Here is a 26,773-nt window from a genome sequence, read left to right on the forward strand (position 1 = left end):
TGTTGTGCCAGCTTATCTTTGCAACGTACGCAATTCCGCGCTATCCTTTTGCATACGTTGGCAAACGTCAGCAGCGTCGCACCGTATTTCACTCTCGGAGACCGTTGGGTGTTCGACTGCGGGAGCGAGGCACCGATCACAAAGGAGTGTTCATGCACAGCACACCCACGCAGCCCAGAAGGCCCGGCGCGAGCGCTTCGGCTCTGCGGCAGCACCGCGCCTTCTCTCGTTTCGGAGCGCTTGGCGTCGCTGTCGCCGTAGCCGTTGGCGTTAGCGCCTGCGGCCCGGCGATTGGAAATGACTCTTCGAGCGTGACCGGCACATCGAATCCGAACGTTCTTACGGCACCGACTGATAAGGACGCCACAGGGGAGATCACCATTTGGGACCGCTCTGGCGATCTCTTCAACGTCTTCGATGCGACGATCGCCAAATTCAACGAGAAGTACCCGAACGTCAAGGTCAATCACCAGGCCGTTGACATCGACGCAAAGCTGCAAAATACCCTCATCTCCTCAACTGACGTACCTGACGGCGTCTTCCTCGACGACGCGAAGGTCCCGGGCTTTGCCAATGACCTGTGGGATCTCAGCGACGTTCTCAAGCCATACGTTCAGGACATCGCGAAACAAAAGGTCGACGTCAACTCGCTCAATGGCGGAATCTACGGCATCCCGTTCGATCTGGACCCCGGTCTTCTCTTCTACAACGCGAGCGTGCTCGAAAAGGATGGAATCGATCCGGCAGGCATCAAGACCTACGACGACCTGCTCACCGCTGCCAAGAAAGTTAAAGCCGCCGATCCGTCGTCGGGTCCAATACACCTCGAACAGAGCGCCTTCCTGGGGCAATTGTGGCTTGAGATGTTCGCGAGCCAGCAAGGCACGAGCATGACCGACGCATCGGGAAAGTTGCGCCTTGATTCGCCCGAGTATAAGCAAATCCTCACGTGGCTCGATACCGTTCAGAAAGAGAAGCTCGGCACGCGTGCGGAGTACCTCGGGCCCACGGACGTGCAGACGCTCGATTCCGGCCAGCAGGTGTTCTACCCATGGTCGATTTGGTTCGACTTTGCCCCGCAGCAACTACTCCCAAAGACTTCGGGCAATTGGCGGGCCATGCCGCTACCGTCCTGGACGGCAGATGGAGCCCACTCGGGCGCGATGGGTGGCTCGTCGTTCGTCATCCCCAAGGCCGCGAAGAACCCGAAAGCTGCGGCCTTGTTCTACAACTTCCTGATGTACGACAAGAACGGATACACGGCTGTCTACGGGCCGAACTCCGTCTACCCGAAGGGTCTGAATACGTCGGTACCCAGCTACAAGGCGGCCGCTGATCCGAACACACCGCTGTTCGGCACCATCGACGCCATGGGCGGACAAGACCTCTGGAAGACCGCTATCGAGGCGGGCAACCAGATCCCAGGTGGCACCCCCACCCCCACCTGGTGGGCGAGCGCCGTCAACTATCTCGGTAACAACTTGCAGAAGATGCTCGACGGGCAGATGACACCCGACGAGGTGATCCAGCAATCGACCGATCAGATCCAAACGAACCTGGTCGACCGCAACAAGTAACACCTCTTCACCCACGCGAGAAAGCAGCTCCATGACCGTCACGACCGCCTTGAAGGCGTCAAGTACGGCTCCGCGATCGTCGCAGCGGGGACCGCGTTGGTCCCTGCTGCGACGGAAGTCGGCGCCCTACCTCTTCATTTTTCCGTTCGTCGCGATCTTTGCCGCGTTCTCGATCTACCCGCTGGTGTTCACGTTCCGGCTGAGCTTAACCAACTGGCGCGGGTCGGGTACCGCGGACTGGGTGGGCTGGGGCAATTACACCTACCTGCTTTCGAACCCGGACTTCTGGGCGTCGCTGGCCAACTCGGGTGTGCTCTGGCTCTTGATCATCCCGGCGCAACTGGGCGTGGGCGTGCTCGCAGCGGTCCTCCTCAACAGCACTCGCATCCGTGCTCGCGGTTTCTACCGCACGGCGTTCATCGTGCCCTTCGTCACACCCCTCGTTGCGATCGCCCAGATCTGGATCGTACTGTTCGACCAGCGCTACGGGGTCATCAACGGGCTGCTGAACCTAGTCGGGCTTCCAGACGTCGGTTGGTTAACAACGAGCGAGTGGTCGAAACCAACGCTCGCGCTCCTATTCCTCTGGAAGACGACCGGATTTGTGGTCATCATCGTGATATCCGGCCTGCAGTCCATCGACACGACGGTATACGAGGCCGCGGAGCTTGACGGGGCATCGCCGTTCCGGCAGCTCTGGAGCATCACTGTCCCCCTGATCCGACGGACGATCATGTTCATCGTCGTGTTGCAGACTCTCGCGGTATTCCAAATGTTTGCCGAACCGTACGTCGTTACCAAGGGTGGCCCGTATGGCTCAACCACGACGGCCGGCCTCTACCTGTACAACCACATCACCGTCGCAGATCTCGGCACGGGAGCGGCCAACTCGTTCCTGCTCGTGATCATCGTGATGGCGCTGTCGCTCGGGTTCGTGCGGCTGCTGAGAGCGAAGGACTGACATGAGGACGGCATCCGTTTTCCGGACACGGCGGTTCCAGCCGCAGATCGTATCCCAGGTCTTCTTGATCCTCCTTACCGCGGGCTTTCTGGCACCGGTGGCTTGGGCCCTCGTCTCGGCATTCAAACCGGCCAACGACATCATCGCCGACCCACTGGGATTCAACCCAGGCACGTTCACGCTCGACAACTACACGCAGATGTTCACCGACGTGCCGATCCTCTCCGGCTTTTTCAACACCGCCATAGTGCTCTTCTCCAAGGGCCTGATCACACTGTTCTTCGCACCACTGGCAGGGTATGCGTTCGCCAAATACGAGTTCCGGTTCAAGAACTTTTTCTTCGGGGCCGTACTGCTGACACTTATGCTCCCAACAATCGTGCTCATCATCCCGCTACTGCTCGAAATGAAAGAGCTCGGCTGGGTCAACACCTACCAGGCCCTCGTGCTGCCCGGCTCCGTGGACGCGTTCGCGATCTTCTGGATGCGGCAGGTGATCAGCGCCGTGCCCGACGAACTACTCGATGCGGCCCGCGTCGACGGGTGCGGGGAGTTCGGTATCTTCTGGCGCATCGTGCTTCCGGTGATCCGACCCGGGATCGCTGGCCTCGCCGTGCTGACTGTGATGAACATCTACAACGACTTCGTCTGGCCCGTCGTTATCACCACGGGCGACCGGATGCAGACGCTCCAGGTGGTCCTATCGACCCTCGCCCAAAACATCAGCGGCAACAAGATCGGCGCCGACTATGCGCACGTAACGGGCGAACTCCTCGCCGCGTCCTCCGTCGCACTCATCCCCCTACTCATCATCTTCGTGCTTCTGCAGAAGCACTTCATCAACGGCATCCTCGCCGGAAGCGTCAAAGGCTGACCATGACCATCATCACCCCGAAAGGCTCCATTCGCATGTCTTCAGAACTGCCGTCGGTACCCAAACCTGAGTACCCTCGACCCGACTTCGACCGGTCGAATCGCTGGGAATCACTCAACGGCCAGTGGGCGTTCTCAAGCCTCGACGGCGAGGAGAGCATCACCGTGCCGTTCGCCTGGGAGACCGAGGCGTCGGGCATCGCCCGCACCTGGCTCGAACAAGCCAGCTACTCACGCGAACTAACCATCCCCCACTCCTGGGCCGGCGCCCGGGTGTTCGTCTGCTTCGGCGCCGTGCACCACGAGACGCGGGTGTCCATCGATGGGGCAAAAGTCGGCGAGCACACAGGCGGGTACACCTCGTTCGAGTTCGATATCACGGATTACCTCGCCGCAGGTTCGAGCGCGACGCTGCTCGTGGACGTAACGGCGCCCTCCGATAAGCGCTCGATCCCGCACGGCAAGCAACGATCACTTCCCCGCGACGACTACGACGGCGTCTCGTTCATGGCAAGCTCCGGCATCTGGCAAAGCGTGTGGATCGAAGCACGCGGCCGCACCTACGCTGAATCTGTCTCACTGAGAGGCGACTCACTGACGGGGTTTGAGGTCACCGTGCAGGTCGCGGGCGACGAGGCCGCGCGTGCCCGCGTGAGCATCGGCGATCTCGAAGTGGTTACCGACGAGCACGGTCGCGCCTCCGGCTTTCTACCGATCGACTCACCCCGCTTGTGGTCGCCTATCGACCCGCACCTCTATGCGCTCGACGTGCGAGTCGGCGACGATCTTGTCGTCGTCACAGGCGGGTTGCGCTCGATCGAACGACTCGGCGAGGACCTTTACCTCAACGGCGAGCGATTCTACCTTCGCGGAGTGTTAGACCAGGGCTACTGGTCGACCTCCGGCATTACCGCGCCCGATGACGCTGCACTCGTGCACGACCTCGATCTCGCCCGGCAGGCTGGTTTCAATCTCGTGCGCAAACACCTCAAGTTCGAAGAGCCGCGCTGGCTGCACTGGGCGGACACGCTCGGCATGCTCATCTGGGCGGAACCGGCCAGCACGAGCCGATTCAGCGAGGAAGCCACGGTGAACTTCGAGGCGCAAATACCGGAGATGGTCAAGCGCGACGGCAACCACCCGAGCATCATTATCTGGGGCCTGTACAACGAGGAGTGGGGTCTGGACTGGGACATCCCCGGAGACCCCGCAAAAGCCGACGCGGCCCGCCGCGCATACGATCAGCTCGCAGCCCTCGACCACAGTCGACCCATCGTCGAGAACTCTGGCTGGGAGCACGTCAAGACCGACCTCATGGACTGGCACTACTACGACGAGAACCCGGCGTCGTGGGCGGCCAATGTCGCGGCGATCGCCTCGGGTGAGCGCGAGTCGTTCCCTGTGCCACTGGGACCGGCCCACATCGTTGACAAGTCGATCTATGGCGACAACGAGCAACCCCGTAGCGGCGTACCCCTCCTCAACAGCGAATTCGGGGGCGGATTCACCAGCCTCGAACGAGCCTGGCACGTGAGGTGGCAGACGCAGGAGATCCGACGACACGATAGGTTCGCGGGCTACGTCTATACCGAACTGGCCGATGTCGAGCACGAGTCTGCGGGCCTGTTCACCGCCGACCGTAAAAGCAAGGACCTCGGCGGCCTGGACCCGGCCGACGCAAACGCCGAAACTGTGATCGTGGTTGACCTCGTTCCCAGGGAGGCAGGAACCGACATCGCAACCCCAACAGTGCCACTCATCCTGGATGTGCGCGTGTCCCACCACGGCCGGAAGCCTCTTACTGGACAAGTGCGCGCGGCCTGGGTTCAAAGCGGGACGCCCTTCGGCCCAAATATCTCCCATTCCGTCACCGAAGCTCCCGTCTTCGCTCACCCGTTCCAAATCTCCGATGCAGTCAAGCTTTCGTTACCAGCGCCGGCTATGACCTCTGCGAGGCTCCACCTCTGGATCGTGGACGAGCAGGGTGCCATCAAGGCACGCACGTTCGTCGATGCCGGGCCGCTCGAACGAGACGCTCAGTAACTGCCGAATTCGCCGGCCTCCCCACGGGAGGGTCCATTCATCCCATCACTGCAACGACGCAAACGAGGAGTTCAAAATGAAAAATAGAGTACGGCAATGCCCCAAATGGCGCACAGACGCTCGGACGCTGGTCGCTGTGACCATCACGGCGCTTGCCCTCCTGGCAAGCGGCCTCGCTCTTGGGGGAGGCGCAGCATTCGCTGCCACCACCTCGAGCGGGACCCTCTACACACCCAATTCTTCAGCCAACCCGAGTGAAGACGCGAGCTATCCCCGCGTCATCCGTCTCGCCCACTCCGGCTCGTCGAACGGGACCATGATCGCGACATTCGCGCACTCGGGTGCCGGAACGACGAAAGCAAACTTTCCCCTCTACCGGTCGACCAACAACGGCGTGAGCTGGACGGCTTCGCCGATCGGTACCGTCACGGATACGCTGCACGGCTGGGATCTCGACGGTCCCACCCTCTACGAACTACCAAGCGCGAAAGGCGACCTTCCCGCTGGCACGCTTCTGGCAGCCGGAACCGCTTGGAACCACGGTGACTACACGCAGCAGTCCGTCGAGGTGTTCATCTCAAAAGACCAAGGCGTGACCTGGACCTACCGGAGCTCGTGCACGAGCGAAACCGGCACACCCAACACAATCATGCACGGCATCTGGGAACCGGAATTCAACGTCGCGAGCAACGGTAATCTCGTCTGCTACTTCTCGGACGAGCGACCCTCATCGAACAACTACAACCAGGTACTCGCGCACGTTTCATCCACAGATGGCGGTGCAACGTGGGGAAGCGAGGTCTACGACGTAGCAATCCAGGACGGCGTGCAACGTCCTGGCATGGCTACCGTCGTCAACCTACCAAACGGCAGCTACGCGATGAGCTACGAGGACTGCAAGAACGGTTTCGATCCGGACCAGGCGTGCGACGTCTACATTAAGACATCGACCGACGGTGTGACCTGGAATCCAGGAAGCCTCGGCACGCGCATTCAGACGAGTGATTCTCGCTTCCTGCTGCATACTCCGTACCTGACATGGTCGCCCGCAGGCGGAGCCAACGGCACACTCATCGTCTCAGGACAGCGAGTCGTCGCAGGAAATGACGGGGCCCTCACCGTGCTTCCGGAATCCGGCCACGTTTTGCTCATCAATAAAAACCTTGGGATTGGTACATGGAAGGAGATCACGACGGCAGTGACGGTGGCACCTACCGGCGGATACGACGCCGGAGAAACTGCCTGCGCAGGCTACAGCTCACCGCTCCTGGCCGCGACCACGGGGTCGAGCTTCATCATGCTGGCGGGCACCCATATTGCGAGCGGCAAATGCGAGACGCGGTTCGCCACCGCGAATCTTCCGAGCGCGACCGGACCAATCACCGGCCCAGGAAGTGTAGCTAAGTGCCTCGATGTGAACAACAACACGTCAGCTCAAGGCAACGCGGTTCAGCTCTACGACTGCGGCGTCGCAACTGGGCAACAATGGTCGCTCGAGTCCGACGGCACCATCCGAGCCTTCGATAAATGCCTCGACATCACCGGCAACGGTACCGCTAACTTCGCGAAGGTCGAGCTTTGGGGATGCAACAACGGCGTCGGGGGCCAACAGTGGGTGGCACGAGCCGACGGGTCGCTCTATAACCCGCAGTCTGGACGATGCCTCGACGACCCGGGCGCAGCTACGACCAATGGAACTCAACTGCAGATATACGACTGCAATGGGCTCTCCACACAAGCCTGGCACGTGCCGACAACCTGACGTCTCCGCAACGAGAGGCCCCGCCCGAAAGTCGCGGCGGGGCCTCTTCGCCGAAATGCTCGACGACCAGATTCCAACCTCCACCCGCTTTGACCAAACGAGCAACTACCGCTTCAATCCGTGTTCCTGAGGGACACCGCCCTCCGAACTACGATTGATCCGCAAGCCCTTGATGACCGCTGTTTCATGTTACTTGGGCCAAGAATTGAGAACTCCGGTACTTCGCGTTGGCGGACCCGGAGTTTTTCATTTGCCCCGCGGCTGCATCACCGGCGCCCTGCGCAGCGTTTCGGCTTGGCGTGTCCCGTACCAGGAGACGAGGCAAAGCGAACTCGCCCTCACTCCCCCAGCTGCAGACATGGTGCTTACCTCGGCGGAGAATTGACTATGGCAGTGTTATTCGGACCCACCAGGGCAATCTAAGCGGGACCCACCTCCACCGTTGTTGCAACGTGTTTTCGTTGCTCAAGGTGGAGGTTTCGGATGGAGTTTCGGGTGGAGTTGTTCGCGCGGATCAGACGTGATGCGCGCGTGGAGGGCCTCTCGATCAGGGAGCTGGCCCGAAGACACGGTATCGACCTTGCGGACGCAGTCGCGCCCTGGCAGGACATTGCGAAGGCTGGAGACGAACCCTCTTCGTGGCAGGTCCGCCGGCGGCTGGAGGCCCTTGGAGCGAATGGCCTCGTCGATCCTTCGCGCAAACGCCCCGGGCTGTGGCATCTGACCCTGTTCAGGTGGAATGGTCCGGATGCGCCACGTGTCGCTCTCCAATGACCTGACGAGGTTGCTCATCGCCGCCGAGCGGTAGCCGAACGGCCTATGCAACTCCCGTGGCCACAGCATTGAGCACGTGGGCAACCACGTAGCCCCCTATCACCACCATTATGCCGACAGCCGGCACCCACCAGATACGACTGCCACGGCGGACCAGAAGGACGACGGCGACACCCTCAATGAGCAGCGCGCCGACCGCGGCAAGCGGTGTGACAAAAACTGATCTTGTCAGGAGGCCAAAGTCGCAGTGGCGCGAGAACCCACAGGCGTCGACGTTGAACTGCTCCACGAGAGAAATGAGGGTGAGGATCACCGCGATCAAGACCTGAAGGACGGCCAACGAGACTGCGACGCTGACGTCAGTCCCTGACGTTCTTCGGGGCTGACGCGATGAAAAGGGAAAGCCGAACATTGGCTAGTACCTCCTATCCCTCAGCGGGCATCGCGACGTCGGGCGACGATAGCTGCCACCGGGCGCTGGCCGGCGGTCTTCCGGACGTGCGATTCGACCACGTCGAAACCGGTCGCGTTCAACTCGGCACCGAGGTCATCCACGGGCCAGCGGTAGGCCGGCGTGACGGCGTGGGCGAATTCCTCGACCGTCTGGCTTTCGAAGAATCCGACAAGCAGCGTGCCACCGGATTTGAGCGCGCGGCTGAACTCTTGGAGAGGAATCTGTATCGTCTCGGGCTCGTAGTGAATGAGGGAGTACCAGGAGAGGATCCCGCCAATGGAGCCCGTGTCGGCGTCGAGCGAGTCGAGACTGCCAAGCGTGTAGCTCACGCCAGGAAAGGTATTCGTGGCGTACGTGACGAACTCGGGCACCAAATCGACTCCGCGAGCAACATAGCCTTGCTCCGCGAGGAAGTTGGTCCAATGACCTGGACCACACCCAGCATCGACTATTTCCCCGTCGACATCGCTGGCCCACTGGGAAACGAGTTGGAGATCGGATGGGTGCACGGCAGCCATCGACCCCAAGAGTTCGGTGTACTCCCTTGCTCGGCGTGAGTACGCCGCGGTGCTGACCTTGTTGACCATGCGGTCGAGTCTAGGTAGGGTCGAGCCATGTGCCCGTAAGACGGGACCTCCAGCGCGACGAATTCGCGGCCTCTCCGCGCGATTGCCAAGAGTGCCGATGTTGTGTCACATCGGAACCCCTTGCGGGACGGTTCCACGGTGGTGTGATCCTTCTTTCTCAGAACGGCACAACGTCTTTCGCACCCCTGAGTTGAATCTGAAGGGGCATGGTCTTTCCCGACCGCGAATAACGAACTACCGCAACGATTCAAGGATAGTTTCGTACTTCGTTGCTTCACCCTCCGTCGTTGCTGCGACGAAATAGCCGAGCTGGAGCCCCGTCTTCTCCCATTGTCTCGCAGGCGCTGGTCGTCCCGACTCCGTTGTGCCGTAGGGCTCCTCATCGACCTGTTTCCAGCCGTTGGCCACCAGCTCGCGAGAGTAAAACGCGAGGACCTCGCGTGGTGAGTGCGTCGTTGTCCCGGATATACCAGTCGTGTCCACGTCGCCGCCGTCGAGCCCGAATTGAACCCGTCCTGGGACCTTGTTGGTCCGGACATCGATGCTGCCAGGGTAGGTCAATGCGGCTTCGGGTTGTTTGGCCAGACTGTCGATGGATTGTCCGGGCACGCAGCCCGCCAGCAGCAGCATGCAGATACTGGCGGCGGTCGCCGCGCTCAGGAGCCGAGATGTTCTGTTCACGTTTTTCCCTGTCACTTCGGATCATCGAGGTAAACACTGTGGCCCTGACCCCGGGGAGTGGACACCTCACAAGAGAGAATGTTCACTATGGCAAGATCACGTCGGGAGTTCACTCCTGAGTACAAAGACGAGGCCGTGAAGCTGATTTTGACTACCGGCAGAGCGGTCGCGACCGTCGCGCGAGAGCTCGGGATCAACGAGGCCACGCTGGGCCGCTGGGTGAGCGCGTTCAAGGCCCGCAACGAGACCGGACAAACCGAAGTGACGGAGTCTGAGCGGGCCGAGCTGCTGCGGCTACGGAAAGAGAACGCGGACCTCAAGATGGACAGGGCGTTCTTGAAAAAAGCGTCCATCTTCTTCGCCCAGGAAGCATCGGATACGAACGGCAAGCGTTCGAACTGATGCTGGCGGAGAGGACCAACTTCACCATCACCCGCATGGTCCGTCTCCTCGAGGTGTCCCGGTCGGACTACTACGCCTGGGCCGGCCGGGTGCCGTCGCCGGCGGCGATCCGGCGGGTGCACATCGAGCAGAAAGTCGCTTTCTTTCACGGCGATTCCGACGAGGTCTACGGCGCCCCCAGGATCCTGGCCGATCTCCGAGCGGACGGGGAGGTCATCTCCCGCAAAACCGTCGCCGCGACCATGCGGCGCCTGGGTTTGGTGGGCATTTGCCCGAAGAAGTGGAAGACGACCACCATCATCGATCACGCTGACGCCTACCCGGTCGATGCTGTGGAACGGCAGTGGGATACCGGGGCGCTGAACCAGGTCTGGGTCGGCGATATCACCTATCTGAGGACGTGGGAGGGGTGGGTGTATTTGGCGACCGTCATCGACGCTCACAGCCGCCGTGTGATCGGTTGGGCTATCGCGGACCACATACGCACCGACCTCATCCAGGACGCCCTCACGATGGCCATGGTGCTGCGCGGAGACCGCCCGGCGACGGTGATCTTCCACCGGTTGAATCTGCCCAATACGCGTCGGAACAGATCACTCTGTTCGCGGCCAAGAACGGCATCACCCGGTCGATGGGCTACACCGGGATCTGCTGGGACAACGCCATGGCCGAGAGCTTCTTCGCGACATTGAAAACCGAGTTCTCCTACCGCCGGGTTTGGCCCACCCGGGCCCGCGCGATCCAAGGCGTCGCGGACTGGATCGAGGACCGTTACAACCGCCGCCGGCGCCACTCCTCGATCGGGCAGGTCACCCCAGTGGAGTTCGAGATGCAATACTCGTCACAGGCCGCAGAAATCCAACTCGCCGCTTAACCCGTGTCCACTCTCCGGGGTCAAGACCACGCACGGGGATCGCTCAACGCGCACTGTCACTCTCACTCATGCGCGCTAGTGCGGGAGTCTCCCTATTGGCCGGCGAGGGCGCTGACAATTGGGCAAGGCACTGATGCATCAACGCACTGCACTTCAAGAAGTCCCTTGATGGCGAGGCTCGTGCGCTGGAGGTCAGCGATCTTTTCATCGATCTCGCGGAGCTTTTGCGCAGCAACCTCCGCGACGTCGCCAGCCGTCACGCTCCCGGCACGTACTGTCTGTGAGAAGCGGTCGAATTCGTGCAACTCGGCCAAAGTGAAACCAAGTTCCTGGCCGCGACGAAGAAAGCGCATTCGGCGGACATCGGAGTCGCGATAGTCGCGGTATCCACTGTTTGTCCGCTCTGGCTTCGCGAGGACACCTGTTCGCTCGTAGAACCTAACCGTAGATATTTTAACCCCGGCTCGCAGGGCTAGTTCTGCTATTAGCACAAGCCGACTCTAAGCCACTACTGGAAGGCGGGCGGAGGCCATGACAGCTCCCTGCACGATAGCCCACACCACCTCGAGGATGAGCATGCCAAGCACGAGCGGCGACGCGCCGTGAATCAGGGCTGCCGCCATCCCGAGCGAGAAAAGGAACCTTGCTGCAGTGTCCGCGGCGCCTGCTGCCCTCGATGGGCGCGCAAGCCTGAACACCGACCACACCACCACCAGCGATCCCATCAAGTTGGCGAACATCAGGGTAAACACATCGCCCGCATCGGGCACTGAACCAGGGAGCCCAAGGGCTACCTGAAGCGCTCCGAATCCTTCGAAGAGAGCTGGTGCTGTGAACGGCAATGCGAAGCCAGCAGTGACAATCAGATCGTAGAAAGCGGATATGCGGACAGTGTTTCGAACAGCCGAGGAAGTCATTCCCCCACTGTTGACCCTGCACCATAGTGCAGGGTCAAATCCGTGGACCGAAGGTCGCTCACACATAATCAGACACATCGTGATGTTGGCGTCCCTACAATGCCCGCAAGCCGGACGTTGAACGGGCGCCCAGGCGACTGGATCAGGCATCGGAGCGATGACCAGGTGAGATGCCCGCAAGCGGAACCCCTTACACGACAAGGGCGACAGACCTTCGGCCCAGCGATGCTTGGAATCGGATCAAGTACCCATCCGGGTCCTGCACGAGAAACTGAACTACGCCAGCCCCGGTCTGGCCTGTCCGGTACCACTTCGTCTCCGGCTCCAGAGCACCTACGATCGGGTCAATCGACGCTACGGAGATCTGGAAATTGACGCCGCGACCCAAAGGCAGATCCAACGCAGCTGGCACCCAGTTTCGCCCCCACGCCCCTTTGCTCGAGCATCATGTGTGCCGTGCCACTGGTGATGTAGGAAAACCCCTCCTCGGGGCGGTCATACAGCATCTCACATCCGCAGAGACGGCACCAGAAATCTAAACTCTCCTCAAGAGAGGTGACAAGAAGCTCCGGAACCGGTCCGGGGCCTGGCGTGCTGTCCGCGCCTGTCATGACTTCACAGCAGTTCTTTGCGGAACCAGTGGTTCGCGTAGGGGTCCGTATTGTGCGCTTCCCCCTCGATGAAGCCAAGCGACGCGTACAGGCGTCGCGCCTCGACGAGGTCGGTTCGCGTGTCCAACCGCAACGCATCCAGTCCCAGTTCGCGGGATTCGCGCTCCAGTTCCTCCATGAGCAGGCGTCCCACGCCCTTACCTCGTGCCGTCGGTTCCACGAAGACTCTCGTCACCTCGCCGATCTCGCCGGGGCGAACCCGCAATCCTGCGCAGCCGAGAACCGTGAGCCCTTGACGGGCGAGTAAAAGAATCCCCCGTGGTGCGACAAGGTCATCACTGGAGTACCCGGCCTGGGCATCCAAAATCTCCTGCCGTGATGCAGGTCGCCCATGGTAGCGACCCACAATGTCTTCGTAGTACCGAAACGACACATCCTTGGCTTCAGCGGACGTCGGCGATGTCGCAGAGATGAGGATCGGCAACGCAGGCATCATGCGTTCCAGAGTACTTCTCGAGCGCGGGGCGATCTGCCCAGAATCCAGATACCTCGTTGAAGTCCGCGCCCGTTAGCCGGACGTCGAATACGACGGCGCACTATTCGTCAATCGGAGGCTCGTCACCTTCCACCTCGGCGATCAAAGAATCCCGCTCGCGCGCTCTCGACCCTCCCCAGAAGCCTGAAGCTATGACGGCCGGAGCCAACGCTACGTACCGTGTCACTTGCACAATTCCCTGTGGCCAGGTGAGGAAGAGCTCGACGATTGAGAGGACAAGTATCAGGAGCGCCAGGCCCCACCCGAACTTGGCCATCCGCCAGAGCGCTTGGCTGCTGGCGTGCAATCGCGCAGACCGCTGCGAGGAGGTTTCCACGTCATGGACGATACTCGCCCCTGAGTGAAGCGCCACGGAAGAGGAAGACCAATTGGCCAACCCCCTACGGGGCAGGTGAGACAGTAGTCCCGCGGTCGCCAACTATGCGCGGTGCGTTCGAGCAGACGCGCTCGCGGGTCAGGGGCACCGTCAGTAATTGGACAAAAGTGCTTGGCCGATGATGCGGGCTCCGTCGGGGAATGCCCCGGGGTTGGGTCCGGAGTAGTTGAGCCTCATGAAGGGGCCGGTGGCCTCGGCCGGGAACCAACTCGAGCCGGCACCGATCAGGACCCCCGCGGCTTCGCAGTCTGCGACCAGCCGCTCGAGATTCGTCCCATCCGGCAGGCGCGCCCACAAATTCAGACCGCCCGCCGGAACGGTGGCGATGTGCACGTCGGGTGCGTGTTCGCGCAGACTCGTCAGTAACAGGTCTCGCCGGGCCCGCAGTTGCGGGCGAAGGTTGCGCAGGTGCGTCTGCCACCCCGGTTGGGTGACGACGTCGAGCACTGCGGCTTGAAGGATCCCGCTGACGTACATCGATTCTGCACTGCGGTCGGCGAGAATGCGTTCTTTGGCGGGACCCCGGGCAATGATCGCCGCCACGCGCAGCGACGGCGAGACGCTCTTGGTGAGGGATCGCACATAGACGACATGGCCGGCGTCATCGCGCGCGGCGACCGGTTGCGGGTCGGTATCGATGCCGAAGTCATGGGCCCAATCGTCCTCGACCAGGAAGGCGCCGTGCGCCCGAACGACGTCGAGGATCTGCGTCGTGGTGGACTCTGACCACTGTGCGCCCGTCGGGTTCGCATAGGTCGGCTGTGCATAGAAGACCCGCGAACCAGTTTCCTGGAACGCCCGAGCGAGGTCATCGGGATCGGGCCCCTCGGGTCCTGAGGGAACCGGGACCACGTCAACCCCGGCTTGAGCCGCAGCCTGGATCGCGCCCCAGTACGTGGGCGATTCCATCAGCAGCGGCGCTCCAGCGGTGGCCAGGGCACGAAAGATCGTGGCCAGACCACTTTGACTTCCCGGGAGTACGATGACATCGCTCGGCAGGGGCGGAGTCACGCCGACCGGTGTCGCAGAACCGAGCTCCCCGGCGAACCAGGACTGCAGCTCCGGAAGCCCCGCGACCGGTGAACGCGTCAGAGCCGCCTCGCTTCGGGCCGCGCGAGCCAGCGCCGACCGGAGCAATCGTTCCGGTAACAGCTCCCGGTCGGGATACCCGGAATGCAGAGCAATGCTCCCCTGTGGAGCGGCACGTAGCGCAGGATTCAACGCGCCGAGGTGGCTGTTTGGCGAACGCATCGCGGCGGTCTGCCAGCTAAAGTCGAGCGGCCGAGCGGTACGCACTGCGCGAACGAAGGTGCCGGCGCCGGGCCGGGTTTCGATCAAGCCCTGCCCCACAAGAGTCCGGATGGCTTTCTGCACCGTCACCGGGCTCGCCCCATACTCGACGACGAGCATCCGGCTGGTGGGCAGCCGGGCGCCCGGCGCCCGGCCCGCGATCCACTCATGCAGTGCGGCCACAATCCGAAAACTGCTATCGTTATCCATGTCAGATCATAATAGCGCTATCAATCGGATGTCCGCACCGCTATCACCCTCACGGGCCGGCCTCGCCTGGGGGTTTCTCGGTGTCGCCGCGTTTTCCTTCACCGTGCCCTTCACCCGCGTGGCCGTCGAGAGCATGGCTCCCCTGTTCATCGGATCCGGCCGCGCTGTCGTCGCTGCCGTGCTCGCCACGGCCGCCCTGATCATCACGCGGCAACGCCTTCCGCGCGGCCACCAGTGGTCTCGCCTCGCCGTCGTTGCGGGTGGTGTCGTCATCGGCTTCCCCTCCTGACATCCTTTGCCCTCACGGCGGCGTCAGCCAGTCACAGCGCCGTGGTCATCGCGCTCCTGCCGGCCGCGACGGCCGTCATGGCTGTCATCCGGGGAAAAGAGCGACCACCGCTCTCGTTCTGGATCATGGCCACCGTCGGAGCCATGGTGGCCGTAGCCTTCGCGTCCCTGCAGGGAGGCGAAGGCATCCGCTTGCAATGGTCAGACCTGCTCCTGTTCGGTGCTGTCATGGCCGCGGCCATCGGTTACGCCGAAGGAGGCCTGCTCGCGCGCGAGATCGGAGCGTGGCAAACCGTATCGTGGGCCCTCGTTCTAGCCGCTCCCCTCATGGTCACCCTGACGACAATTGCCATCGTTGACCAGCCACCTACCGGCACGCTCACCCAATGGGCGGCCTTCGCGTACCTCGGAGTGGTGAGCATGTTCCTGGGATTCTTCGCCTGGTATCGCGGACTGGCGATCGGGCCCATGGCCCAGGTCAGCCAGGTACAACTCACCCAACCCGTCCTCAGCATCCTCTGGGCCGCACTCATCCTCCACGAACAACTCACCCGGCAGACCATCATCGGCGGCACCGCCGTCATCCTCTGCGCTGGCATCGCCGTGCGAACACGCCTGAATCGCGTCAAGCCCACACGCTCCGCCGAGGACAGTGCAGATGGACCAGCACCGGTCGAGGCGATGCCCACCATCAACCGCCCGTAAGGGGAACGGCTAGCGCGACAGATCCGCGGCCAGATTTCGTCCATCCCGCCGCAGCGTTGCCTCTTCTCTACTCCGACGCGGAGATCAACGGGCATGGCTTTATAATTAGACCGCGAATCCAGGGACTATACGATTTTCGGTGTAACTCCTAACAATGGAGGTGCCTGATGACTGATGTGATTCTTGACGTGATGGAGGACGAAGCCGTGGCGACGGTGAAGCAGGAGGACGTGGTGGATGGCCGGCTCGTGGACCAGCTGGTCGGACGGGCCCGGGAACAGGGTCTCGCGCTGACGGGCGAGAAAGGGTTGCTGGGCCAGCTGACGAAGATGGTCCTGGAATCCGCACTCGAGGGCGAGATCACCGATCACCTCGGCTACGAGAAGCACGAGAGGTCCGGGTCGGCCTCGAACGCACGGAATGGGTCCCGGACGAAAACGGTCCTGACGGATATCGGCCCGGTCCCGATCGAGGTGCCGCGAGACCGGGACGGTTCGTTCCAGCCGCAGATCGTGCGTAAGCACCAGCGGCGCTTGACCGGGGTGGACGAGCTGGTGTTGTCGCTGTCGGCGCGCGGGCTGACCCACGGCGATATCAGCGCTCACCTGGCTGAGGTGTATGGGGCCGAGGTGTCTAAGACGACGATTTCCACGATCACCGACCGCGTGCTCGAGGGCATGACGGAGTGGCAGAACCGGCCTCTTGACCCGGTGTATCCGGTGATTTTCATCGACGCGATCCACGTCAAAGTCCGCGACGGGCAGGTCGCGAACCGGCCGATCTACGTAGCCCTGGCCGTGACGATCGAGGGCAACCGCGACATCCTCGGGCTCTGGGCCGGGGATGGTGGCGAGGAGCGAAGTACTGGCTGCAGGTGTTGACCGAGATCAAGAACCGGGGTGTCCGGGACGTGTGCATGGTCGTCTGCGACGGACTGAAAGGCCTCCCGGACTCGATCGGGGCCGTGTGGCCTGAAGCGATCACCCAGACCTGTGTCGTGCACTTGCTGCGGGCCAGTTTCCGTTACGCCGCCCGGCAGGACTGGGACAAGATAGCGAAGGCCCTGAAGCCGGTCTATACCGCCGCGACTGTCGACGCGGCCGAGGAACGCTTCCTTGAGTTCGGCGAGGCGTGGGGGAAGAAGTACCCGGCGATCGTGCGGATGTGGGAGTCGAGCTGGGCCGAGTTCGTGCCGTTCCTGCAGTTCGATGCCGAGATCCGCCGGATCGTCTGCACGACGAACGCGATCGAGTCCGTCAACGCGAGGATCCGCAAAGCCGTCCGCGCCCGCGGCCACTTCCCCAACGAGCTAGCCGCCCTGAAATGCGTCTACCTGGCCGTGATGAGTCTGGACCCCACCGGCCAAGGACGAGCCCGCTGGACCCAACGATGGAAGGCAGCCCTCAACGCCTTCGACATCACCTTCAACGGCCGACTCTCCATCCGCGACAACTAAAAATCAAACCCAGTTACACCGAAAACTTGACAGACCCCGAATCCAACGGATCACCGAAACGATCGCAGCTGTGTGTAGTACTTCGTGGTTGCACCCTCGGTCCAAGCCTCAACGAGATAGCCGAGATGAAGCTTCGTCCTGTCCCAACTGATCCAGTGAGATGGCAGTCCCGCTTCCGTATGGGCACCGGGAGTGTCCGTGGTTTGTGTCCAGCCGTTCGCTGCCAGCGCCCGCGAGTAGAAGGCGATGACCTCGCGTTGCTGGTGGGTTGTCGTCCCGGATATGCCGGTGACGGCCACGTCGCCGCCATCGAGGCCGAATTGAACCCGTCCCGGGTCATTGTTGATCCGGACATCGGTGCTGCCGGGGTAGGTCAATGCGGCTTCGGGTTGTTTGGCCAGGCTGTCGATGGATTGTCCCGGCACGCAGCCAGTCAGCAAGAGCAAACACATGCTGGCTGCGGTCACCACGCTCAGAAACCGAGTCGTTCTTCGCACCGTTCTCCCTGCCTGCCGCGTCGCGTTGGTCAATTGGGATACTAGGAGCGTGGGTCAGTAACGGCGAAGTTTAAAACGCCGACGGATTTCCTGGGCTGGGGTTGTTGGTCTGGGAAAATTGCTTATGAGCGATTTTGATGGTTTGTTTCCCGCGACAGAACTCGAACATGTTGACCTGGTCATGGACGACGGAGTCGAGGCTGGCGCCGGCGTGAACAAGCGGTTCCGGGCGTTCGAGCCGGCGGCCGTGATGTTGGTTCCACCGTCTTTGGATGAGTGGCTGCCGCAGAACCACCTCTCTCGTTTCATCGCCGACATCGTCGAAACTCAAATTGACCTGAAGAAGTTCTACGCGTCCTACGCGAAGTCGAAGGGCCAGCCGCCTTATGACCCTCGGCTGATGGTCCGCGTGCTGCTTTACGGGTATTGCGTCGGGGTTCGCTCGTCACGGGAGTTGGAGCGGGTCTGTGTGGACGTGGTCGCTTTTCGTTGGTTGGCCGCGCAGCAGGCACCGGATTTTCGCTCGATCGCCCGGTTCCGGAAACGGCACCTCGCGAGCCTGGGGAACGTGTTTTTGCAGGCGTTGGAACTGTGTCGTGCGGCTGGGATGGTGTCGCTGGGGCAGGTCGCGTTGGACGGCACCAAGGTCCGGGCGAACGCGTCCAGGCGCAAAGCGATGAGTTACGCCCGGTTGACGGAGAAGCAGAAAGTCCTCGCCGATGAAGTCTCCGCCCTCCTGGCGGACGCCGATGCGATCGATGAGGCCGAGGATGCCCGGTTCGGGAAAGACAAACGCGGTGATGAGTTGCCGCCGGAGCTCGCGAGGCGGGAATCACGCCTCGTGAAACTGGCCGAGGCGCGCGCCGCTTTGGAGGCGGACGCGGCCGCCCGGGCGCGGAAAGAGGCCGAGAAGAAAGCCCGGGATAAGGGCGATGACGACGATGCTGTCACGGCGAAGGGTGAGGATGCGGCCGAGAACGCGGTCGTGAATCCGAAGGCTCAACGCAACTTCACCGACCCGGACGCGCGGATCATGAAGACCGCTGACGGGTCCTTCCATTACGCCTACAACGCGCAGGCCATCGTGGATGCGGATCATCAGATCATCGTCGCGACGACGCTGACGAATATTGGCGTGGATGTTGAACAGGTCGTGCCCCTGGTCGAGAAACTCCACACCACGACGGGCGTTCTGCCCCGGCAGGTCCTCGCCGATGCCGGGTATTGTTCAGCCGCGAACCTGGACTACGCCAAGACCATTGAGACGGCCAGCGACGGCGGGACCGAGTTCTTCATCGCGACCGGCCGGGTCAAGCATGGCGAACGTGTTCCCGAGGTTCCTCGGGGCCGGATCCCCGCCGATGCGACGCTCCGGGAACGCATGGCCCGGAAGTTGAAGACGAAGAAAGGCCGCGCCGTTTACGCCAGGCGCAAAGCGATCGTGGAGCCCGTGTTCGGTCAAATCCACACGAGGCAAGGAAAATTCCTGCTGCTGCGCGGGTTGGAGCAAGCAGCCCACGAGTGGGACCTGATCGCCGCCTGCCACAACCTAATGAAACTCCACACCCTGCAAACCAAAGCCCGCCTCGCCACGCAAAGCACTCCCCACCCGGCAACCTAAAGACCAGGCAAGACCGCCCTGACGGGCGACAGCGATCCTGCCCTGCGTCGTCAACACGGCCGTGGCCCTATTTTCGATCGGCACGCGAACGGATACAGAGCCCCAGCCCACGACGATCGCGTCGGCAACGCCCCAACCCAACCCGACGACATCGGAGGCATTCATTGGCATCAAAGCCGAATAGGCGTTACTGACTCACGCTCCTAGGGCACGGTCGGGTCAGGCGTGTTGCTGTCCGAGTTCGAGGGCGCGTTGTCTGGTTGCATGGTCATGTAACGCCACTGGCCTCCGGTGTAGATGAGGCGGAGGTGGGCTGTGACTTCACCGGGAGCACCGTTCTTGACGTAGTCGAAGGTGATCGGGGTGAGCGCGAAGTCCGCCCCGGCACTGGTTGTGACGTACGTCGTGGCGCCTGTGGGAGCCAAACCTGTGACGCTGCCGCCGCCGGTAGCGCCGATGGTGGCGACGAACTGTTCCCGGGTGAGCCCGTTTCGCAGGCTCGGGTCTCCCAGATCGTAGAGCGCACCCAGGTCTGTTGCCTTGAGCGCTGTGATGACCGCGGTCAGGGTGGGGCCGGCGTTGTGCGGGGCGGGCGCAGCTTTCAGGGTGAAGTGCTTGCCGTTGATCCACACTTCCACGTTCGCGGCGCGCGCGGTCGGGTCGTCATGACCAATGATTTTGATAGTTGCGTTGCTGGATGCCCCGCTCGGGACGGGTTGGGCGATGTCGCTGGTCAGCACGGCCGAGGCATACTGGGTGCCGGCACCGTTGAAGCGGAACTGTTCGTCGTGGGCGCTGTGTGGGTCCAGGGTCGCCGGCTTCGCGGGGACGACGAGTCCCACGCCCGGTGCGCTGAAGTAGAACTGGCCCACTCCAGCAGCCGTGGAGTCCAGGTCGATGCGCAGGTATGCGCCGCTGGCTTGGTCACGGAAGCCGACGCTGGGATCGCTGAAATTCACGGCCACTTCCGCGTGACCGGGAAGGTTAGCGACGACCAGTGCTGCCAGGCCGATGGCGGCGAGGCCGGCCAAGCCGAAACGAGTGCGTTTTCTCATGATGGTCCTCACGGTTTGCAGTTGTAGGGGGTGCCGTTGGCACGGCCGTTGAGGAGAAGCACCAACTCGTCATCCGCACTGATCGAAGCATTGGTCTGGCAATCATTGACAAGGGTCTGGCCCAAGGCAAATCTGACGTCCAGGTGCTGCTCCGGGGCATCGAACACGGCCTGACCCAAGGCGATGGATTCACTGGGCGGAAACAAGGGATCCCAGAAGTAGCGGTGCAGTTGAACGAATTCCCAGTTCTGTGCGCCGCGAGGTCCACTCAGAAATTTCTGACCGCCCTCAGCTGACGTATCGGTTGGTTCGTCTGCGCCGCGGAGCACGACATCGTCGCCCAGTGAGGTGTTGTCGCCGTAATTGAGTCGAGTTCGAATTATTTGTCGAGAAGCGTTCCTGATAACTGCTGCGTAGCTGAGCCGATAGAAAGTGCCAGGAAAAATTCGGAGCGCAATGTTTGCGAGAGGACAGCACTGACCCGTAAGGGGAACCGCGAGCGTTTCAGCACCAGAGGCGAGCCAAAGTTCCTCGCCTCCCCAGCCGCGGCCTGGATCGACGCACCAACCTCAACCATCCAGGCAGAACAAGCCAAATGAACTCACGCTTGCCTCATCCAACTGGACGTTACGAGGTGGCGTTCGACTTGACTGTCGGTGGGTCGGGTGAGAATGGATTCATGAAGATCGTCCTGGTTCCGCCGCTGCTCTGCTCCCCCTCGCTTACGCGCCGGTGATCGACACTGTCTGGTCCCACGGTCAGGTCACCATTGCCGATACCCGCCATGACGACACGATCGCGGCAATGGCTGAACGGATTCTCCGCGAGAACGCCGGAGAATTCGCCATTCTTGGTACCAGCATGGGAGGGTACGTCGCCTTGGAAGTCGTCCGGCAAGCACCCGACCGAGTCACCGCCCTCGCCCTCGTGAGCACGTCCGCCCGAGCCGACACCACAGAGCAGGTCAAGGCGCGGTCCAGCCAATCCGCACTCGTCGAGGACGGGCATTTCGACGCCCTCGTCGACGCCGCCTTCCCCGGCGTCGTCGCAGCCAACAACGAGTCTGACCAGGCGCTGCTGGCCACATGGCGGGCCATGACAGCGCCAGTTGGCCCGGGCGCCTTCCTGCGCCAACAGCGTGCTGTCGTTCAGCGCTCTGACCTCCGCTCGATACTGCCGTCGATAACGTGTTCCACGGCGATCATCCACGGGGCTGCAGATCGCCTCATTCCCCTCGCCGCCGCCGAAGAAACAGCCGCCTCAATGCCTGCAGCCACATTCACCATCATCGAGGGCGCCGGCCACTTCCTGTTCCATGAACGGCCCGCCGCCGCACGAGACGCCGTAGACACATGGCTCGAGTCAGCTGAATAGCTGAACCGCAGCCATGTGATGCCGCCAGACAACGTTCAACCACCGGGCCCGCGTGTGTCCGGGACGCCTCGGCAAAACCTTCAAGCCCTCGAATCCGACATCCGCAAATGGGTCAAGGGTTGGAACGAGAACCCGAAGTCATTCATCTGGACCAAGCCCGCCGAACAGATCCTCGAATCCCTCAGCAGACTTCTACAACGAACTAACGGCGCAGGACGCTAGCGAGGTCGGATGCATCACTGGCCCGGCGACAGCTCCTACCCGCTCGGTGTCAGCCCCGCGTCGGGCCTGCCTGGCACCGCGGGCCGCATCGTGGCGAGGCTCGCCGCGAACCGGCCCCCGGGGGCGAGGGCCGCCACCCGGTCGGCATCGGCGACCGTGTCGACGTCGGTGAGGTGTGGGAGCCGCCGCACCCGGAGCCCGGCCTCGTGCAGGCGGGCGAGCTGCCGGGCGCCGGTGTCGTCCTGGGACATCGGGATGCCGCGGATCAGGTCGCCACGCGACAGCACGCCGCTCGACTGCACGTGACGCGACAGCAGGCCGCGCGGGTCGCCGAGCGCGAGCGCCCAGAAGCCGCCGTCGTTCGCTGGGCCGAACCAGGCATCCGTGGTGTCGTCCCAGTCGGTGAAGACCGGCTCGAGCAGCGCCGTGGTGACCTGGGGTGTGTCCATGCCGATGAGGAGGGTGGGTTCGTCGAGGGAGTCGAAGATGGCCGCGAGGCGTGCGTCGAGACGGCCGGACGTCTGGGGCAGGATCTCGAAGGCGTCGGCGGCGACCGGCGGCGTGACACCGTCGAAGGCGAGGATGCGACGCGTCGCCGGGAGAGCCCGAACGGCCGCGAGCGTGTCGTCGAGGCTTGCCGCCGCGAGCAGCGCCGCCTGCTCGAGGCTGAGCGGCGGGTGCAGCCTGGTCTTCACCCGACCGGGCAGGCACTCCTTGGCGATCACCACGACGGCCGTCATCGCCGAGCCCCATGCAGCAGGGCGGACATGTCGCCGATCAGGGTCACGGTGTTCATGTCGCTGCCACACGATGGGCAGGCCGACCGATCTCGGCCTCGATTGCCCGATCCTCTCGCGCGAGAGGGGGCCGGGCGGCGTTGACTACCTCGGGGTGAACGTTCGAGCCCGACGCCGAGGCCGCCACAATCATAAGCAGCACGTCGACCGCGTCGTCGACTCCGCTATTGGTGAGGAGTCCGCCCGCGCTAGCCAGAACCGAGGTCGCCTTGAACCCTGTCGATCTCATCGCCCCCTCGTCTCTAACCACGTACCACCTATTCTGGCCCGACGGTGACTGCCCGACACTGCCTGCCCGACAATGGGCTCTGGGCGCGCCAGCACCTCGTCGAGCGTCGGGTTCGCCGATGGGTCGAGACCCTACTCCTCGCGGCCGGGCACAGAGTCGATGCCGAGCCCCATCGGAGTGAATCGGTCGGTCGACCCGAGACAGCAGCGCCGAAACCACGAGTCGTGGACGAAGACCAGGTGGCGCAGCGTTTGCACAGCCGACCACTCGTCGTTCACGCGCTCGTGCTCGATGCCCGGCGACTGCCGCATGCGCGCCACGGTCGCCGCCCAGCCGGTGCGCAGCTGCCGCCACCCTCGGCGAACGTCGGCCAGGTCGTCCGATCTGATGAGTCGGCGGACCGGGTGAGGACGGTCGAGCTCAGCCTCGACGTTCTCCATGACTTCGACGCCGTTCACAACGAGGTTGGTCACCAGCCCGTCGATCACGGCGCCCTGCATAACCACGCCGATCAGACGGGTGTTCTTCAGGTTGCACTCGCGGAACTCCGCGCCCTTCAGGTCCTCGTCCACGTCCCGTTTCATGCTTGGCAGGCTACGCCCGGCCCCGACGCCTCCGAACGCTGTCGCTTGTGGCTTCTGATCGTGCTGATGCTGCATCGCGTGGCAACCCTGTAGAGGGTTGTTCGGGGCCTGCCCACTCACCGCAAAGGGCTTTCGAGGGGGATGCGTGGCTCGCACCGTTTCAGGTTCGGAGTGCGCTGGTGGTCGTGACGATGGGCCTGTTGGACCTGCCAATCAACCGTGGTGTCTTCAACCACGTTTTGGCATCGGCCGTGAGGTGATCCAAATGGCGGTGAGGGCGGTGCCGAGTCCGGTCATGAGGGCGGCGGCGTTGACAGAGCCGGAGATGATGCCGATAGTCGCAGCGTAGGTGGCGAGGCGCACCAGTCCGACGACGATGAGGATCGCGCCGGCTGTAAGCAGGAGCGCGGGCATTCGCAGTGCACAGCCGAGCGCGGCGAGGGCACCGAGTGCGACCAGGACGAGTGCTTGCACAAGGTTGACCGATGTGAACTGTAGCGGTGTGTAGTCAAGCAGCGAGAACAACGAGCTGAGCGCGGTGAAACCGGCGACGATCAGGCCGCGGGTGCGCCAGATTGCTGAGGTGGACGCTGTACTACCGGTGCGTGTGGTGGCGTTCATGAGAGGGCCATTGCAATCCGAGCCGGCCGGCCTGAGCCGAGCGACCACCGCGGTCTTAGCAGTCCGTCAACGCCGGCGATCCTTCCGGCGGCGGTTGCCAGGATGACGAATTGCGCTGCGAACATCAGGTAGTAGCTCCATTGCCACTCCCCGGGGGTGTTCAGCACCGAGAGAGTGATGGCGATGGTCTGGAGAATGCCGATGGCCGCCCAGAAGCGTGTCAGGAATCCCACGAGCAGGAACGCGCCGAGGCAGAATTCCGCGATCAGCACACCCCAGCCGAAGAGCGCGAAGTTGGGGAAGATGACATTCTGTACCAGCCAGCTGAAAGCTCCGAGCACCGGATGCTCCACGGCGTCAGCGGTGTACTGGTAGAGGCCGTCGTGCGCGGCTTGCCCGAAGTCGGGCGGGCGTTTCCAGTTCACATTCTGTAGCCACATCAACCCCACTGCGATCCGCACGGCCGCGAGCACCGCGCGAGTGAGACGCCCGGTCTCGATCTGGTTGATATGTGTCGGTGCGGTGGTTCGGGTGGTGGTCATGGAGTTCTCCTTCGTTTCAGGCGCAGGCGAACATCGATGTGGCGGACGTTGCCGATGACCACTGTTGGGTGAAGAGTTCGCTGACCCGGTCGAGCGCGGGAGCCAGGGGAGTATCTGGCGACTCACGAGCGCGTTTTCGTCACGGGCGGCGACGGGATGCCAGTAGATACCGTCCGCCGTCACGGTCACCTCGGGGATTAGCGATTCGCGCGTGAATGCGACCCCTCTTCGGCGACGCCTTGCAGCGCGATGGGGCGGATGACCTGGTCGGCTCGCGGGATCCCGAGCCCGTCGAAGAGCGCGTGCAGCTGATCGAGGGCCGGGTCATCGTGCGCCGAGATCGTCGCGGCGACCCGCACAGTGAAGCCCTCGTCGAGGGCTATTCGAATTCCGGCTAGGGCCCGTTTCCAGCTGCCGACACCGCGGTGGGAATCGTGCACCTCGGGGGTGGGTGAGTCCACACTGATTTGGAGCGCGAAGCCTTGGCGTGGCATCGCCTGTAGTTTGCGTAGCCCGTGGCCGCGGAACAGCATCCCGTTGGTCAGTAGTGTGGTCGGCAGCCGGTCGACGCAGGCTCTCACGATGACGTCGATGTCCGGCAGCAGGAACGGTTCGCCGCCGGTGAGGTAGAGCTCTTTCACGCCCCAGTCGGCGGCCTCGGTGACGAGTGCCTGAATGTTGTCGATGCCGAGCAGGCGCGGGTCGGTCTTCGGCGACGACGCGACGCAGCAATAGTCGCAGGCCAAGTTGCAGTGAAAGTTCGTGTAGAGCCAGAGCCTCGCCCCGGGCATCCGGTCGGCGGGGATCATGCTGCCGGGGTTGCGCGGCCGGCCCCGGCAAACGGTCACGTGGCCGGTGTCCTGCTCGACCATCAAAGTGCTGACAAGGGTGTTGCCTGTTTTCTGGCACCATCGGCGCACGAGTTCCAGTTCGCTCGCCGACGCGACCGCAAACTGTGCCGTGTCGCCTTCGGCCATTTGCTCCACGGTGCGCATCAGCTCCATGATTACCATCGGGCGTCGACGCCCTGTTCCTTGATCGCCGCAAACAATCCGTTGTAGCCCTCGAGGTGTGGTTCGACCCATCGGGTCAGACCCTCCAGTTCGAGGATGCGACGGTGCGCCGGCACCTCCCAGTCCATCGCGAGCAGCTTCGCCACCCACGGTGCGTAGACCGACTCGGGCAAGGTGTCGAGGGCGGTGAACATGCAGTGCGAGTAGGTTTCGGTCTGCCAGACCGGCTCCAGCATGCCCGGCATCAGGTCGCCGCGGCCGATGTTCTCCCACACCGTGATACCGATCGCAGCGACATCAGCGTCACCGGCAAGCACCGCATCGATCGCGTCCAGCTCACTGCGACCGGTGTCACCGTGCTTGCCGATGTCACTGTTGAAGCGCTGAATGTGCAGGTGATCGACATCCACTCCGGCTTCGCGCAGATAGTGCAAGGGCAGAATCGCGGCATGCGCTGAGTCTGCCGATCCGAGTGCCAGGCGCCGGGTCGCGATATCGCCGGGGCCGGACCAGCCGCTTCCCGAGGCCGCGACGAACACCGTCGAAAATGTGGCGTCCGTGTCGCGCATGGCCAGTGGCCGCACGTGCCCGTCGGTCTGAAGCACAGCCCGCGCATACGCAAGATTCGTGTTCCAGGCGATGTCGATCATCCCCGCTTGCAGCGCGTCGACCAAGCGGCCATAGTTCGAAAACAACAGGAAATCCATCGCCGTATCCGGTTCATCGAAATATTCGCGAATGCCTTCCCAGATGGGAACAACGTTGGGCGTGTAAGCGACCGCTCCAATGAGCAGGGGCGCTCCGACGAGTTTCGACATCAG

At 62.8% G+C, this 26,773-nt stretch carries 26 protein-coding genes and 2 pseudogenes; 12 read left to right on the forward strand and 16 right to left on the reverse strand.

Features of this window, described 5'->3' with window-relative positions; genetic code table 11:
- Positions 1–152 precede the first annotated feature (152 nt).
- From RGU41_RS14395 to RGU41_RS14415, 5 genes are all read left to right on the forward strand, one after another.
- Positions 153–1,577, forward strand: a complete 1,425-nt coding sequence (locus tag RGU41_RS14395) for an ABC transporter substrate-binding protein (RefSeq protein ID WP_322136657.1) — start codon at positions 153–155, stop codon at positions 1,575–1,577.
- A gap of 31 nt (positions 1,578–1,608) precedes the next feature.
- Positions 1,609–2,538 (forward strand): sugar ABC transporter permease, encoded by a 930-nt coding sequence (locus RGU41_RS14400; RefSeq protein WP_322136658.1) that lies wholly within the window; start codon positions 1,609–1,611, stop codon positions 2,536–2,538.
- 64 nt (positions 2,539–2,602) lie between these two features.
- Positions 2,603–3,412, forward strand: a complete 810-nt coding sequence (locus RGU41_RS14405) for a carbohydrate ABC transporter permease (protein WP_322136659.1) — start codon at positions 2,603–2,605, stop codon at positions 3,410–3,412.
- Between the two features lie 35 nt (positions 3,413–3,447).
- Positions 3,448–5,454, forward strand: coding sequence for a glycoside hydrolase family 2 protein (locus tag RGU41_RS14410; protein WP_322136660.1), 2,007 nt, complete (start codon positions 3,448–3,450; stop codon positions 5,452–5,454).
- A gap of 136 nt (positions 5,455–5,590) precedes the next feature.
- The gene (locus tag RGU41_RS14415; protein ID WP_322136661.1) at positions 5,591–7,216 is read left to right on the forward strand and encodes a ricin-type beta-trefoil lectin domain protein; all 1,626 of its coding nucleotides are present in this window, start codon (positions 5,591–5,593) and stop codon (positions 7,214–7,216) included.
- A gap of 817 nt (positions 7,217–8,033) precedes the next feature.
- Here the strand turns inward: RGU41_RS14415 and RGU41_RS14425 are convergent.
- The 3 genes from RGU41_RS14425 to RGU41_RS14435 form a co-directional block, all read right to left on the reverse strand.
- Positions 8,034–8,303 carry a hypothetical protein gene (locus tag RGU41_RS14425; protein ID WP_322136663.1) on the reverse strand — a complete coding sequence of 90 codons (270 nt, stop codon included), beginning with the start codon at positions 8,301–8,303 and terminating at the stop codon, positions 8,034–8,036.
- A gap of 119 nt (positions 8,304–8,422) precedes the next feature.
- Positions 8,423–9,031: a class I SAM-dependent methyltransferase gene (locus RGU41_RS14430; RefSeq protein WP_322136664.1), complete on the reverse strand. Its 609-nt coding sequence runs from the start codon at positions 9,029–9,031 to the stop codon at positions 8,423–8,425.
- Positions 9,032–9,265: 234 nt separating this feature from the next.
- Positions 9,266–9,661, reverse strand: a complete 396-nt coding sequence (locus tag RGU41_RS14435; protein ID WP_322136665.1) for a hypothetical protein — start codon at positions 9,659–9,661, stop codon at positions 9,266–9,268.
- A gap of 138 nt (positions 9,662–9,799) precedes the next feature.
- Here RGU41_RS14435 and RGU41_RS21000 point away from each other — a divergent pair, with 138 nt between their 5' ends.
- Genes RGU41_RS21000 through RGU41_RS21010 form a run of 3 tightly spaced genes read left to right on the forward strand, consistent with a single transcriptional unit; the run spans position 9,800 to position 10,988 of the window.
- Positions 9,800–10,114 (forward strand): transposase, encoded by a 315-nt coding sequence (locus tag RGU41_RS21000; RefSeq protein ID WP_323504957.1) that lies wholly within the window; start codon positions 9,800–9,802, stop codon positions 10,112–10,114.
- Positions 10,084–10,806 carry an IS3 family transposase gene (locus RGU41_RS21005; RefSeq protein ID WP_322189903.1) on the forward strand — a complete coding sequence of 241 codons (723 nt, stop codon included), beginning with the start codon at positions 10,084–10,086 and terminating at the stop codon, positions 10,804–10,806. Before RGU41_RS21000 ends, RGU41_RS21005 begins: the two co-directional genes overlap by 31 nt.
- Entirely contained in the window at positions 10,779–10,988 is a 210-nt protein-coding gene (locus RGU41_RS21010; protein ID WP_416172926.1) for an IS3 family transposase, read from the forward strand. Before RGU41_RS21005 ends, RGU41_RS21010 begins: the two co-directional genes overlap by 28 nt.
- 92 nt (positions 10,989–11,080) lie before the next feature.
- On the opposite strand, the gene RGU41_RS14445 is transcribed toward RGU41_RS21010, so the two are convergent.
- From RGU41_RS14445 to RGU41_RS14460, 4 genes are all read right to left on the reverse strand, one after another.
- Complete coding sequence (locus RGU41_RS14445) at positions 11,081–11,479, reverse strand: MerR family transcriptional regulator (protein ID WP_322136666.1); 399 nt, start codon at positions 11,477–11,479, stop codon at positions 11,081–11,083.
- 9 nt (positions 11,480–11,488) lie between these two features.
- Positions 11,489–11,905, reverse strand: coding sequence for a hypothetical protein (locus RGU41_RS14450; protein WP_322136667.1), 417 nt, complete (start codon positions 11,903–11,905; stop codon positions 11,489–11,491).
- Positions 11,906–12,520: 615 nt separating this feature from the next.
- Positions 12,521–13,012 carry a GNAT family N-acetyltransferase gene (locus RGU41_RS14455; RefSeq protein WP_322136668.1) on the reverse strand — a complete coding sequence of 164 codons (492 nt, stop codon included), beginning with the start codon at positions 13,010–13,012 and terminating at the stop codon, positions 12,521–12,523.
- Positions 13,013–13,538: 526 nt separating this feature from the next.
- Positions 13,539–14,948, reverse strand: a complete 1,410-nt coding sequence (locus RGU41_RS14460) for a PLP-dependent aminotransferase family protein (RefSeq protein WP_322136669.1) — start codon at positions 14,946–14,948, stop codon at positions 13,539–13,541.
- A gap of 28 nt (positions 14,949–14,976) precedes the next feature.
- Here RGU41_RS14460 and RGU41_RS14465 point away from each other — a divergent pair.
- Together RGU41_RS14465 and RGU41_RS14470 are read left to right on the forward strand one after the other, a co-directional pair.
- Positions 14,977–15,941 (forward strand): annotated as a pseudogene (locus RGU41_RS14465) (DMT family transporter).
- A gap of 191 nt (positions 15,942–16,132) precedes the next feature.
- Positions 16,133–17,397 (forward strand): annotated as a pseudogene (locus RGU41_RS14470) (IS256 family transposase).
- A gap of 50 nt (positions 17,398–17,447) precedes the next feature.
- Here the strand turns inward: RGU41_RS14470 and RGU41_RS14475 are convergent.
- Entirely contained in the window at positions 17,448–17,867 is a 420-nt protein-coding gene (locus RGU41_RS14475) for a hypothetical protein (protein ID WP_322136670.1), read from the reverse strand.
- Positions 17,868–18,075: 208 nt separating this feature from the next.
- Between RGU41_RS14475 and RGU41_RS14480 the strand changes: the two genes are divergently transcribed.
- Positions 18,076–19,515, forward strand: coding sequence for an IS1182 family transposase (locus tag RGU41_RS14480; RefSeq protein ID WP_322135178.1), 1,440 nt, complete (start codon positions 18,076–18,078; stop codon positions 19,513–19,515).
- Positions 19,516–19,718: 203 nt separating this feature from the next.
- Here RGU41_RS14480 and RGU41_RS14485 read toward each other — a convergent pair whose 3' ends face one another.
- Together RGU41_RS14485 and RGU41_RS14490 are read right to left on the reverse strand one after the other, a co-directional pair.
- Positions 19,719–20,570, reverse strand: a complete 852-nt coding sequence (locus RGU41_RS14485; RefSeq protein ID WP_322136671.1) for a hypothetical protein — start codon at positions 20,568–20,570, stop codon at positions 19,719–19,721.
- Positions 20,571–20,578: 8 nt separating this feature from the next.
- The gene (locus tag RGU41_RS14490; protein ID WP_322136672.1) at positions 20,579–20,899 is read right to left on the reverse strand and encodes a hypothetical protein; all 321 of its coding nucleotides are present in this window, start codon (positions 20,897–20,899) and stop codon (positions 20,579–20,581) included.
- A 403-nt stretch (positions 20,900–21,302) separates the two neighbouring features.
- On the opposite strand from RGU41_RS14490, the gene RGU41_RS14495 reads away from it, so the two are divergent.
- Positions 21,303–21,944: an alpha/beta hydrolase gene (locus RGU41_RS14495; protein WP_322136673.1), complete on the forward strand. Its 642-nt coding sequence runs from the start codon at positions 21,303–21,305 to the stop codon at positions 21,942–21,944.
- Between the two features lie 257 nt (positions 21,945–22,201).
- On the opposite strand, the gene RGU41_RS14500 is transcribed toward RGU41_RS14495, so the two are convergent.
- The 6 genes from RGU41_RS14500 to RGU41_RS14525 form a co-directional block, all read right to left on the reverse strand.
- Positions 22,202–22,906 (reverse strand): TIGR04282 family arsenosugar biosynthesis glycosyltransferase, encoded by a 705-nt coding sequence (locus RGU41_RS14500; protein ID WP_322136674.1) that lies wholly within the window; start codon positions 22,904–22,906, stop codon positions 22,202–22,204.
- Between the two features lie 417 nt (positions 22,907–23,323).
- The gene (locus tag RGU41_RS14505) at positions 23,324–23,776 is read right to left on the reverse strand and encodes a hypothetical protein (protein ID WP_322136675.1); all 453 of its coding nucleotides are present in this window, start codon (positions 23,774–23,776) and stop codon (positions 23,324–23,326) included.
- Positions 23,777–24,004: 228 nt separating this feature from the next.
- A complete protein-coding gene (locus tag RGU41_RS14510) occupies positions 24,005–24,397 on the reverse strand; it encodes a hypothetical protein (protein ID WP_322136676.1) in 393 nt (130 codons plus the stop codon).
- On the reverse strand, positions 24,394–24,939 hold the full coding sequence (locus tag RGU41_RS14515; protein WP_322136677.1) for a DoxX family protein: 546 nt from the start codon (positions 24,937–24,939) through the stop codon (positions 24,394–24,396). Before RGU41_RS14515 ends, RGU41_RS14510 begins: the two co-directional genes overlap by 4 nt.
- Before the next feature lie 197 nt (positions 24,940–25,136).
- A complete protein-coding gene (locus RGU41_RS14520; RefSeq protein ID WP_322136678.1) occupies positions 25,137–25,934 on the reverse strand; it encodes a radical SAM protein in 798 nt (265 codons plus the stop codon).
- An 11-nt stretch (positions 25,935–25,945) separates the two neighbouring features.
- Entirely contained in the window at positions 25,946–26,770 is an 825-nt protein-coding gene (locus RGU41_RS14525; protein ID WP_322136679.1) for a phosphate/phosphite/phosphonate ABC transporter substrate-binding protein, read from the reverse strand.
- Between the last annotated feature and the right edge of the window lie 3 nt (positions 26,771–26,773).

The organism is Cryobacterium sp. 10C3, assembly GCF_034314285.1.
Taxonomy (GTDB): domain Bacteria; phylum Actinomycetota; class Actinomycetes; order Actinomycetales; family Microbacteriaceae; genus Cryobacterium; species Cryobacterium glucosi.